This window comes from Microbacterium sp. K36, from assembly GCF_004794355.1.
Lineage (GTDB): Bacteria > Actinomycetota > Actinomycetes > Actinomycetales > Microbacteriaceae > Microbacterium > Microbacterium paraoxydans_D.
The window spans coordinates 63,882-73,165 of the sequence record NZ_SSDN01000050.1 but is presented as its reverse complement, the minus strand read 5'-3'; the positions used below and the strand labels follow the sequence as shown (position 1 = coordinate 73,165).

At 69.9% G+C, this 9,284-nt stretch carries 12 protein-coding genes; 3 read left to right on the top strand and 9 right to left on the bottom strand.

Features of this window, described 5'->3' with window-relative positions; translation table 11 throughout:
• On the bottom strand, positions 1 to 855 hold an 855-nt coding region (locus DW296_RS04515), incomplete at its 3' end, for an acyltransferase family protein (protein ID WP_168428981.1).
• 87 nt (positions 856 to 942) lie between these two features.
• On the opposite strand from DW296_RS04515, the gene DW296_RS04510 reads away from it, so the two are divergent.
• Positions 943 to 2,628, top strand: coding sequence for a trypsin-like serine protease (locus DW296_RS04510; protein ID WP_136051266.1), 1,686 nt, complete (start codon positions 943 to 945; stop codon positions 2,626 to 2,628).
• Between the two features lie 81 nt (positions 2,629 to 2,709).
• On the opposite strand, the gene rplI is transcribed toward DW296_RS04510, so the two are convergent.
• The 4 genes from rplI to rpsF all read right to left on the bottom strand — a co-directional run bounded on the left by rplI (position 2,710) and on the right by rpsF (position 4,377).
• The gene (gene rplI / locus DW296_RS04505; RefSeq protein ID WP_025102814.1) at positions 2,710 to 3,162 is read right to left on the bottom strand and encodes a 50S ribosomal protein L9; all 453 of its coding nucleotides are present in this window, start codon (positions 3,160 to 3,162) and stop codon (positions 2,710 to 2,712) included.
• Between the two features lie 11 nt (positions 3,163 to 3,173).
• Positions 3,174 to 3,428 carry a 30S ribosomal protein S18 gene (rpsR, locus tag DW296_RS04500; RefSeq protein WP_017203799.1) on the bottom strand — a complete coding sequence of 85 codons (255 nt, stop codon included), beginning with the start codon at positions 3,426 to 3,428 and terminating at the stop codon, positions 3,174 to 3,176.
• A gap of 71 nt (positions 3,429 to 3,499) precedes the next feature.
• Entirely contained in the window at positions 3,500 to 4,003 is a 504-nt protein-coding gene (locus tag DW296_RS04495; RefSeq protein WP_025102815.1) for a single-stranded DNA-binding protein, read from the bottom strand.
• 5 nt (positions 4,004 to 4,008) lie between these two features.
• Positions 4,009 to 4,377 carry a 30S ribosomal protein S6 gene (gene rpsF, locus DW296_RS04490; RefSeq protein ID WP_021201450.1) on the bottom strand — a complete coding sequence of 123 codons (369 nt, stop codon included), beginning with the start codon at positions 4,375 to 4,377 and terminating at the stop codon, positions 4,009 to 4,011.
• Positions 4,378 to 4,601: 224 nt separating this feature from the next.
• On the opposite strand from rpsF, the gene DW296_RS16430 reads away from it, so the two are divergent.
• Positions 4,602 to 5,306, top strand: coding sequence for a hypothetical protein (locus tag DW296_RS16430; RefSeq protein ID WP_051582178.1), 705 nt, complete (start codon positions 4,602 to 4,604; stop codon positions 5,304 to 5,306).
• Between the two features lie 89 nt (positions 5,307 to 5,395).
• Positions 5,396 to 5,635 carry a DUF2283 domain-containing protein gene (locus DW296_RS04480; protein ID WP_136051265.1) on the top strand — a complete coding sequence of 80 codons (240 nt, stop codon included), beginning with the start codon at positions 5,396 to 5,398 and terminating at the stop codon, positions 5,633 to 5,635.
• A 32-nt stretch (positions 5,636 to 5,667) separates the two neighbouring features.
• Here the strand turns inward: DW296_RS04480 and DW296_RS04475 are convergent, their stop codons facing one another.
• Genes DW296_RS04475 through DW296_RS04460 form a run of 4 tightly spaced genes read right to left on the bottom strand, consistent with a single transcriptional unit; the run spans position 5,668 to position 9,281 of the window.
• Positions 5,668 to 6,507 carry an ABC transporter ATP-binding protein gene (locus tag DW296_RS04475; RefSeq protein WP_136051264.1) on the bottom strand — a complete coding sequence of 280 codons (840 nt, stop codon included), beginning with the start codon at positions 6,505 to 6,507 and terminating at the stop codon, positions 5,668 to 5,670.
• Positions 6,500 to 7,315 (bottom strand): ABC transporter ATP-binding protein, encoded by an 816-nt coding sequence (locus tag DW296_RS04470; RefSeq protein WP_062637787.1) that lies wholly within the window; start codon positions 7,313 to 7,315, stop codon positions 6,500 to 6,502. Before DW296_RS04470 ends, DW296_RS04475 begins: the two co-directional genes overlap by 8 nt.
• Positions 7,312 to 8,223, bottom strand: coding sequence for an ABC transporter permease (locus DW296_RS04465; RefSeq protein ID WP_025102819.1), 912 nt, complete (start codon positions 8,221 to 8,223; stop codon positions 7,312 to 7,314). The genes DW296_RS04470 and DW296_RS04465 overlap by 4 nt, the downstream gene beginning before the upstream one ends.
• On the bottom strand, positions 8,220 to 9,281 hold the full coding sequence (locus DW296_RS04460; protein ID WP_058631931.1) for an ABC transporter permease: 1,062 nt from the start codon (positions 9,279 to 9,281) through the stop codon (positions 8,220 to 8,222). The genes DW296_RS04465 and DW296_RS04460 overlap by 4 nt, the downstream gene beginning before the upstream one ends.
• Positions 9,282 to 9,284: the final 3 nt, after the last annotated feature.

Genomic DNA, 9,284 nt, shown 5'->3' with positions numbered 1-9,284 from the left:
GAGCGCGAGCAGCGGCATGTGCAGGAGGTAGATCGGCAGGGTGCGGACGCCGAGCGCCGGCAGGCCTCGCCCGACCAGAGGGAGGCCCGCGAGGATCGGGGCGACCGCGAGTCCCATCGCCACCCCGAGGACGGACACCGCCGGCCACACCCCGGGAACGGTCTCCGTGCCCGTCACGCGCATGACGGCGTAGGCGGCGAGGTACCCGAGGATCAGGGCCCCGGCGAGTGCGGGTCGCGGTCGAGCGGTGAAGCGACGGATGCGCGGCGCGAGGTACGCGCCTCCGAGGAAGAAGAAGAGGTTGTAGAGGAGCGATCCGCGGTTGCTCACCACGTCGACCAGTCCGGCGGCCACCGCCACCGAGAGCATGCCGGCACCCACCAGCAGGACGCCGCGCGGCAGTCGGTGCAGGCCCTTCGCGACGACGAAGTACAGCGCGAGCGCGTAGAGGTACCAGGTGTTCGGCGGGCTGATCGTCACCCCCTCCACGAACGCGGAGACGCTCCGCGGCACGAACGTCGGGAAGTCCGGGAATGCCCACATCGCGGCGGCGTGGATGAGGCTCCACAGCAGATACAGGTAGAGGAAGCGGACGACGCGGGGACGGAACACGACGGCCCACGGTCGGGCCAGCGCCGCGGAGGCGAAGTACCCGGACAGGAACAGGAACAACGGCATGAGGAACGGCCAGATGAGGTCGCTCGCGAGACCCCAGGCTCCAGGGAGGGGGATGCCGAGCCGCCAGTCGACCTGCAGGTAGGTCTTCAGCACGACGTGCCAGAACACCACGAGGACGATCAGCAGCCCCTTCGCGGCATCGCCCCAGGGCGCGCGCGATGTCGTGGGTGCGGTCATGACCCCAGTCCATCCCGCCGGATGTTGCGAGAGCGTATGCGAATCCGCCGACGCTGCCGCAACAGTTGTGTCCGTACCGTCCTTCGGATGACACGCATCAGATACCTCGTCGCCGCCGTCCTCGCCGCTCTCCTCGTCCTCGCCGGCGCCGCGCCGGCGCTCGCGATCAGCGACGGCAGCGAGGCGACGGAGAGTCACCCCTTCATGGGCGCCTACAAACCGGGCTTCCCGACGCCGCCCGGCCCGGGAGGCAACGGCTGCGGCGTCACCCTGATCGACCCGCACTGGGGGCTCACCGCCGCTCACTGCCGCAAGAACAACTTCGCCCAGGTCGGCTCGCCGATCGGCTGGACGGTGCAGTTCGGCTCCGCCGACGTCACCCAAGGCGGAGAGGTGGCGACGGTGAGCCGGTTCTTCCAGCTCCCGGAGTCCCGGGAGGGCTTCTTCGGCAAGGACCTCATGCTCCTGCGGTTCGACGAGGCCGTGGACCAGACGCCCATCCCCGTCGCCGGAGCCTCCCCTGCGGTGGGGACGACCGGACGGATCCTCGGCTGGGGGAACACGGCGACGACATCGCCCGCGGTCTACCCGACGATGCTGCAGGAGGCCGACGTCGACGTCCTCGATCCGAAGACGTGCCCGAACGCCTCCGACGGGGAGCTCTGCGTGGGCGGCGGCGTGGCGAAGGCCGGCAATGCCGACTCCGGCGGCCCCCTCCTGGTCCGTGAAGGGGCGGGGTGGGCGCTGGCCGGCGTGCTCAGCGGACCGGAGCAGGACAACGACAAGGCGGCAGGGCTCTACACGGACGTCACCCGGCACGCGGACTGGATCCGCACGATCATGCGGGACCACGCCACCATCCCGGACGACGAGGTCGACCTCGGACTGGGAGGCTACCCGGCGCTGGGCGAATGCGAGTCGTCGCTCGTGATGGCTGCGAACTCCCGCCGTGACGACCCGGCACTCCTGCTGACGAACGGTCACTGCATTCCGGCCGTGGAACAGACTCGGGATATCCCGCGGCGCGGCGAGTTCCTCCAGAACCGTCCGGCGGACGGTGAGGTGTCCTTCGCGGACGCGCAGGGGTACGGACTGACGACCGCGCTCCTCGACCGTCTCCTCTTCGGCACGATGACGGGCACCGATGTCGCCGTGTACCGCCTGGATGCCTCCTTCACCGAACTCGAAGCGCGAGGCGCGACCGTCCTCCGTCTCGCCGCGGCATCGCCCCGGGTCGGCGACAGCGTCCGCCTGATGGCCACCGAGCAGCTGACGTGCACTATCGAGGCCGTCGTCCCCACCCTCCGCGAGCAGGGATACGTCCTCCACCAGTCCCTGCGGATGGCGAAGGAGAAGACGTGCGAGACGTACCCGGGGACCTCCGGTGCCGCACTCGTCGCGGGCGACGGGAAGACGGTGGTCGGCATCAACAGCTCGCACAACGACGGCGGCGAGGCGTGCGCGGAGGACAACCCCTGCGAGGTCTCCGCAGACGGCACGACGTCGGTCCGCCCCGGACAGGCCTACGGGCAGCAGGTCACCGGGCTCAACGACTGCATCGCGGCCGGTTCGGTGTTCGACGCGGAGGCTCCGGGATGCACCCTCACCGCCGCGGCCGATGACGCCGCGCCGCTGAACGTCCCGCTCCTCGTCGGCGGGGCGGTGTTCACCCTGGGTATCGCCGCACTCGTGGGGGCGCTCATCGCGCACCGGCGGCGGAGGAGCCGGCTCACCGAGCCGGCATCCGTGTCGAAGAGCGACGCCCTCGCCTGACCCGCGTCCGGATGCGCGAACGCCCCCTGTCCCGGAGGACAGGGGGCGTTCCGTTCGACAGGCGCGCGCCCGTCGGGTGCCTTACTTGGCGGCGACGACCTGCAGCGTGATGACGGCAGTGACGTCCTCGTGCAGACGCACGGTCGCCTCGTGCTCACCGGTCGCCTTGATGGGCGAGGGGATGTGCACCTTGCGCTTGTCGATCGAGCCGAGGCCCGCAGCCGTGACGGCCTCGGCGACGTCGGCGGTCTTCACCGAGCCGAACAGACGGCCTTCCTTGCCGGCCTTCACCGCGAGACGCACCTTGGTGCCCTCGAGGGTGTTCTTCAGGGCCACAGCCTCGTCGCGGTCGTGGATCGCGCGTGCCTGACGCGCGGCCTGGATCGACGCGACCTGCTTTTCGCCACCACGGGTCCACGCCGTAGCGAAGCCCTGGGGGATGAGGTAGTTGCGGGCGTACCCGTTCTTGACCTCGACCACGTCACCGGCGCTACCCAGCCCGGCGACCTCGTTCGTGAGAATCAGCTTTGCCATCTCAGTACCCCTTACCGGCCGGCGCCAGCGTAGGGCAGGAGCGCCATCTCGCGCGCGTTCTTGATCGCGGTGGCGATCAGACGCTGCTCCTGCACCGACACACCGGTGATGCGACGGGCGCGGATCTTGCCGCGCTCCGAGACGAACTTGCGGAGGGTGGCGACATCCTTGTAATCGATGACGCCGACCCGGATGGACTTCGCGGGAGCGGCGTTCTTCGCGCCCTTCCGCGGCTTGCGGCGGTCGCCGCTCGACTTTCCAGCCATTGCTTTTCCTTAGTGATGAGCGGGGTGCGGCCCTTCGACAAGCTCAGGGACCCACCCGTGAAGAAGTGTTTTCAGAAGGGGGTGTCGTCGCCGAAGCTGCCCGGAGTGCTCCAGGCATCGGCGCTGGTCGACGAGCCGGGCGTGGACCACGGCTCCTCCGACACCTGCTGCTGCTGCGCGGGACGGGACTGTCCCCCGCCGCCACCGCCCGAGGCCGCACGGGTGACCTGCGCGGTCGCGTACCGCAGCGAGGGGCCGATCTCGTCGACCTCCAGCTCGATCGCGGTGCGCTGGTTGCCCTCACGGTCCTGGTAGGAACGCTGGCGCAGACGACCCTGCGCGATCACGCGCATGCCCTTGGTGAGCGAGCCCGCCACGTGCTCGGCGAACTCACGCCACACCGAGGCGCGGAGGAACAGCGCTTCGCCGTCCTTCCACTCGTTCGCGGCACGGTCGAAGTTGCGAGGCGTCGATGCGATGGTGAAGTTCGCCACCGGCAGCCCGTTCTGCGTGTAGCGCAGCTCGGGGTCGGCGGTGAGGTTGCCCACCACGGTGATGACGGTTTCGCCGGCCATGAGACTTAGGCCTTCGCAGCCTTGGCGGCCTTGCGGGCAGCCTTCTCTTCGGAGCGCTTGGCCTCGGAAGCGATCATCGCCTGAGCCTCTTCGGCGCGGAGCACCTTGGTGCGCATGATCTGCTCGTTCAGCTTGAGCTGACGGTCGAGCTCCTGCGTGGCGGCGCTGGTCGCGGTGAAGTTGACGACGGCGTAGATGCCCTCGGTCTTCTTCTGGATCTCGTAGGCGAGACGGCGCTTGCCCCAGATGTCGACGTTCTCGATAGAGCCACCATCGTTGGTGATGACCTTCAGGAACTTGTCGAGCGTCGGGGCGACCTGGCGCTCGTCGATCTCGGGGGTCAGAATGACCATGAGTTCGTACTGGTGCGTCACTTACCCACCTCCTTCGGACTAGAACGGCTCTCGGGACTTTCCCGGGAGCAGGAGGGTGTGTGCACGTGCCCGCCCCAGGAGACCGAATGGACGCCGGAAGGCAGACAACCTCGACAGTCTAGCGGAGTTTCCTCGGAGCTGCCTCCCGCACTTCCCGCGCGGCCTTGGCATGCTGGAGGGTGTGCCTGGTGACGGTCATCGGCACGGACCTGGAGGGGGGCGCCATGCGCGTCAACAAGTGGGGGGTCGGCGTCGTGCTGGCCGCCGCCGTCATGCTCACCGGATGCTCGGCGGGAGCGTCGGAGAAGCCGGCCGAGTCGAAGCCGAGCGGTGCCGCATCGCAGGAGGCCGAAGCGCCGTCCAGCGACTGCCCCGAACTCGCCGACGGTGCCACCGTCGACGGCTCGGCCCTCGGCGCCTGCATCGCCGAGGCCATGACCGACACCGCCGGCTACGCCGCCAAGACCGTCGTGATGGGCATGGAGTCCACCACGCGCTTCAACCCGTCCGAGAAGGCGCTGGAGTCGCTCTCGCCGATGGGCTCGATCGTCGCGATCGGCGACGACGTCTGGGTGAAGTCGCCCTCGAGCGACTGGCAGGCCGCCGACCCGTCGTCGAGCGACCCCATCATCGCCGGCCTCAGCACCACGGCGAAGGACGTCACCGCGATGGACCCGGCCGAGACGGCGAAGGCCATCACGGGCGACTTCACCGTGACCGGCACGGGCGAGCGCCTCGGCCAGAAGGTCTACCTCGTCAGCGGCACCGTCGAGCAGGCGGGCACGCCGGTCGAGGTCGTGTTCGAGGTCACCGAGGACTACGTCAACCTCGCCTCGACCAGCTCCGCGACCGTCCAGGGGCAGTCGGTCGACGTCGCCCTCGAGATCACCGAGTGGGACGTGAAGCAGGACATCGTCGCGCCGCTCTGATCGGACGAGACACGCGAAGGGCCGGAGCGCACGCTCCGGCCCTTCGCCGTCACCACGACCGGTGGCGGAGGAACGAACGGAGGCCGTCGATGCACCTCAGATATGACCCCGAAGCGGATGCCGCCTACCTCCCGGTCGGGCGCGAGCTCCACGCGGGTGAATCCGTCGCGCAGGTACCGGAGATACGCAACCCGCACGGAGCCGGGGAGATCATCCTCGATTTCGACGCCGACGGGCATCTTCTCGGCGTCGAGATCCTCCAGGCGTCGAAGCTCCTCCGGGCCGAAGACCTCGATCGGGCCCGACGCATCTCGAACGAGAGACCCTGACGGAGCATGTCGGCGCGGGTCGTCGTGTCCGTCTAGTAGGCGACGGGAGGCACCTCGGCCCAGACCGCGCGGTCGTCGGCGGAGGGGGCATCAGGGATGCGGCCCGTCCCGTCCGGCTCCGGGATCGCGGCGAGCAGCGCCTGCGTGTAGGGGTGCCGCGGCGCCGCCCAGAGCTCGTCGGTCGGCCCCGATTCGAGCACCCTCCCGCCGAACATCACGAACGTGCGGTCGGCGATGCGGCGCACGACGGCGAGGTCGTGGGAGATGAAGAGCATCCCCGCGCCGGACTCGGCCACCAGATCGCGCATGAGTCCCGCGACACTCGTCTGGGTGGACGCGTCGAGGGCGGAGATGGGCTCGTCGGCGACGAGCAGCGAGGGCCGTGCGGCGAGCGCACGGGCGATCGCGATGCGCTGCTTCTGGCCCCCGGAGAACTGATGCGGGAAGCGGGTGCGCACCTCGGCGGGCAGTCCGACCCGCTCCAGCCACTCCTCCACGGTGGAACCGGCGGCACCGCGCGCGCGGGCGGTCGCGATGCCGTCGGAGATCTGGTCGCCGATCCGCCGGCGCGGGTTCAGCGAGGTCGCCGGGTCCTGGAAGACCATCTGGATGCCCGTGAGCGCCGTGTCGCGACGACGGATCCCCAGCGGCGCGACGGGGGCTCCGCGGAACGACACCGTCCCGGCGGCGGTCTTCTCGATGCCGACGACGGCGCGGGCCAGGCTCGACTTGCCACTGCCGGACTCGCCCACGAGGGCGACCGTCTCTCCCGCCGCCACACTCAGCGAGACGCCGTTCACCGCGATCACGGGCGGGGTGCCCGGGTACCGCACCACCACGTCGCGGGCGTCGAGGACGCTGACCTCACTCATCCGCGGCCTCCTCGGGGCTCTCGTCGATGCGCGACCCGGGCAGGGCCGCCAGCAGCATGCGGGTGTACTCGTGCTGCGGGGCGCGGAAGAGCGTCTCCCGATCGGCGAGCTCGACGATGCGGCCGTCCTTCATGACGGCGACCGTGTCCGCGATCGCGCTCATCACGCCCAGGTCGTGGGTCACGAGCAGCACGGCGAGGTTCCGCTCGGTCGCGAGGTCGCGCAGGAGCTTCAGGATGCCGGCCTGCACCGTCACGTCGAGGGCGGTCGTCGGCTCGTCCGCGAGCAGCACCTCCGGGTCGCACGCGAGGGCGCACGCGATCGCGATGCGCTGCCGCTGTCCGCCGGAGAACTGATGGGGATACCGCTTCAGGGCCTCGGCCGGGTTCGGCACCTGCACGGTCTGGAGCAGCTCGACCGCCCGCTCGCGCGCAGCGGCGCCCTTGAGTCCGAGGTGCACGCGCATGTGATCGGTGAGCTGACGGCCGACCGGCAGCTGCGGGTGCAGCGAGGCCGACGGGTCCTGGAAGACCATCGCGATGCGCTTCCCGCGGACGCGGTTGAGCCCCCGGCGGTTGCGACCGACGAGCTCCTCCCCCGCGAGCAGGATCGAGCCGCCGGTCTTCGCCTGTCGCGGCAGGAGGCCGAGCACCGCCAGGGAGGTGAGCGTCTTGCCAGAGCCCGACTCCCCCGCGAGGCCGTGGATGCGCCCGGGTTCGAGCTCCAGGGACACGCCCTTCACCAGCGGACGGCCGATGTCGATCGTGAGGTCGCGGATGCTCAGCGTCGCCGTGCTCTGCGCGGTCATGCGGGCACCCCCGTCGCGGAGGCGGTGTGCTCCGCCTGCTTCTCGTGTGTGATCTCGGCGGTCGGGTCGAGCACGTCGCGCATCGCGTCGCCGAGGAAGTTGAACGCGAGCACCACGGTGAGGATCGCGAGGCCGGGGAAGACTCCGAGCCACCAGGCGTCGAAGTTCTGCATCGCACCGGAGATCATCGACCCCCACTCCGCCGTCGGCGGCTGCGCGCCGAGACCGAGGAAGGAGAGCCCCGAGAGGAGCAGGATCGCCGCGCCGATGTCGAGCGTCGCGAGCACGAGGACCGGGCCGGCGATGTTCGGCAGGATGTCGACGAAGAGCGTGCGCAGCGGCGAGTGACCGAGCAGGCGGCCCGCGATCACATAGTTCTGCCCGCGGAGACCGAGCACGATGCTGCGGGTGACGCGGGCGTACTGCGGCCACGACACCACGATCGCGGCGATCACGGCGTTGAACAGCGAGGGGCCGAGCGAGGCCGCGACCACCATGGCGAGGATCACGGTCGGGAACGCCATGAAGAGGTCGGTGATGCGCATGAGCGTCTCGTCGACGGCGCGCCCGAAGTACCCGGCGACCGCACCGACGAGCGTGCCGATGATGAGCGCGGCGATCACGAGCATGAGCGCGAGCGGCAGACTCACCGTCGCGCCGGTCATCAACCGGGAGAAGATGTCGCGGCCGTTGCCGTCGGTACCGAGGATCGTGTCGATTCCCGGCGGCTGCAGACGGGGCAGCACCTGCGCGTTCGGCGGGTAGGGCACCCACCACTGCGCGGTGAAGGCGACGATGATCCACGCACCGGCGATGACCGTGCCGATGATGCCGAGCGGGGTGCGCCAGGCGCGCGGCCAGCGGAAGCGGAAGCGTCCGGCGGGGGTCGCTGCGGCGATGCGGCTCATGCGATCCTCACTCTCGGGTCGAGCACGCCGTAGAGCAGGTCCACGATGAAGTTGATGAGGAGGTAGATGACACCGACCACGAGACCGACGCCCATGATGCCGGGCAGGTCGAGGTTCGCGGCGGAGTTGTAGGCGTACGTGCCCAGCCCCGGCCAGGCGAACACCGACTCGACGAGCACCGTGCCGGAGAGCAGGGCACCGAACGCGACACCCACCACCGTGAGGATCGGCAGCGAGGCGCCCCGGAGCACGTAGTCGAGGATGACGCGCATCGCCGGCAGGCCCTTGGCACGGGCCGCGCGCACGTAGTCGCTGCCGAGGACCTCGAGCACCGACGTGCGGATGAAGCGGGTGAGCAGTCCGATGGTCACGAGCGAGAGCACCATGACCGGAAGTGCGAGGTGTGCGAGGGCGTCGAAGAAGCCGACCGCGTCGCCGTTCAGCAGGTAGTCGACCGTGTAGAGCCCGGTCACGCGCGGCGGCGGGGTGATCGACGGCGAGATGCGTCCGGAGCCCGGAGCGATGCGCAGCTCCAGGAAGAACACGTAGAAGCTGACCAGCGCGAGCCAGAAGGTCGGGACGCTGAGCCCGACGAGCGTCACGACGCGGATGACCTGGTCGGTGACGAGTCCGCGGCGGTAGGCCGCAAGAGTGCCGAGCACGATGCTGACGGCGAGGCTGACGATGATCGCCCCGATCGCGATCTCGATCGTCGCGGGGACGGCGGTGGCGAGGTCGCTGGTGACCGGGCGTCCGGTCACCAGCGACGTGCCGAGGTCCCCGCGGAGCAGGTTCCCCATATAGATGAAGTACTGCACGAACAGTGGCTGGTCGAGTCCGTTCGCCTTGATGAACGCCTCGCGCGTCGCGGGGTTCTGCGACGCACCCTCACCGAGCGCGGCCGAGACCGGGTCTCCCGGCACCAGGTTGGTGAGCGCGAACGTGACGATGGTCACGCCCACCAACAGGAGCAGAGAGGTCCCGGCCCGCCGCAGCAGGTATCCGACGAGAGGCGAGCGGCGCCGCTGCGCCTGCCTCTGCACGGCCACTGTCGTCATGAC

Excerpts from the sequence above, each read along its gene's own strand:
- DW296_RS04510 (WP_136051266.1), top strand. The coding sequence starts at position 943 with ATGACACGCATCAGATACCTCGTCGCCGCCGTCCTCGCCGCTCTCCTC.
- rplI (WP_025102814.1), bottom strand. The coding sequence starts at position 3,162 with ATGGCAAAGCTGATTCTCACGAACGAGGTCGCCGGGCTGGGTAGCGCC.
- rpsR (WP_017203799.1), bottom strand. The coding sequence starts at position 3,428 with ATGGCTGGAAAGTCGAGCGGCGACCGCCGCAAGCCGCGGAAGGGCGCG.
- DW296_RS04495 (WP_025102815.1), bottom strand. The coding sequence starts at position 4,003 with ATGGCCGGCGAAACCGTCATCACCGTGGTGGGCAACCTCACCGCCGAC.
- DW296_RS16430 (WP_051582178.1), top strand. The coding sequence starts at position 4,602 with ATGCGCGTCAACAAGTGGGGGGTCGGCGTCGTGCTGGCCGCCGCCGTC.
- DW296_RS04480 (WP_136051265.1), top strand. The coding sequence starts at position 5,396 with ATGCACCTCAGATATGACCCCGAAGCGGATGCCGCCTACCTCCCGGTC.
- DW296_RS04475 (WP_136051264.1), bottom strand. The coding sequence starts at position 6,507 with ATGAGTGAGGTCAGCGTCCTCGACGCCCGCGACGTGGTGGTGCGGTAC.
- DW296_RS04470 (WP_062637787.1), bottom strand. The coding sequence starts at position 7,315 with ATGACCGCGCAGAGCACGGCGACGCTGAGCATCCGCGACCTCACGATC.
- DW296_RS04465 (WP_025102819.1), bottom strand. The coding sequence starts at position 8,223 with ATGAGCCGCATCGCCGCAGCGACCCCCGCCGGACGCTTCCGCTTCCGC.
- DW296_RS04460 (WP_058631931.1), bottom strand. The coding sequence starts at position 9,281 with ATGACGACAGTGGCCGTGCAGAGGCAGGCGCAGCGGCGCCGCTCGCCT.